General features: G+C 46.6%; 2 protein-coding genes. One reads left to right on the forward strand and one right to left on the reverse strand.

Annotation, left to right across the window (positions count from 1 at the left end):
- A partial coding sequence (gene yfbR / locus A3750_RS13065) for a 5'-deoxynucleotidase (protein WP_082873291.1) occupies nucleotides 1-487 on the reverse strand: 487 nt, incomplete at its 3' end.
- Nucleotides 488-570: 83 nt separating this feature from the next.
- Here yfbR and A3750_RS13070 point away from each other — a divergent pair.
- On the forward strand, nucleotides 571-824 hold a 254-nt coding region (locus tag A3750_RS13070), incomplete at its 3' end, for a DNA-3-methyladenine glycosylase I (protein WP_197475029.1).

Here is an 824-nt window from a genome sequence, read left to right on the forward strand (position 1 = left end):
TTATCTCCTGCTCTGCATGTTCGAATTCTTTGTTGCCTGCTCGCAACTCTGCTTGGCATTTTAATAAGGCCGAGAGTCTGTCGGCTGCCTTTAACAAACGCTGGTATGTTTTTGGGAGATTGTGCTCAATGAGCACTTGACTAAAATCTGCCTGCATTTCCGTGGGAAGAAGGTCGAGTAGCTCTTGCTCCGCACGCGCCTCAACGCCTTTATAAGCTTCACGCATCGCATCGCTGTGATACTTTACTGGCGTTGGCATATCACCGGTAATCACTTCGGTGGCATCATGATATAGGCCGCACGTCGCAAGGCGATATGGATCTAAAGGGTCTTCGGGGTTCTGGATATTATGAATAACACCCAATACATGGGCCAGCGTACCTACTTCCCAAGAATGTGTCGCTACGTCTTCGGGGATTGCGTTGCGCATAAGGCTCCATCGACGAATCCAGCGTAGTCGACTGATGTAAGCGAAGAAATGACTCATACTTTTAAAACCCTAAGTGACATATGTTGTTCAGGTTGCTTACGATAACAGAGGCTATTCGATAGAAACACAGGATCAGAGAGATGACAGAAGCGATTGCTCAAGAAAACCAACAGCGTTGCCCTTGGTGTGGGGATGATCCCTTGTATCAGGCCTATCATGACAATGTTTGGGGAAGGCCTGTGTATGATGATCTAGAACTGTTTGAAAAGCTCTGCTTAGACGGACAGCAGGCTGGTTTGAGCTGGATAACTATTTTGCGAAAACAAAGCACTTACCAGGAAGCCTATGATAATTTTGACCCTTACAAGATCGTGCAGTATGACCAAGAAAAGTG

The sequence above is a fragment of the Oleiphilus sp. HI0079 genome (genome assembly GCF_001635105.1).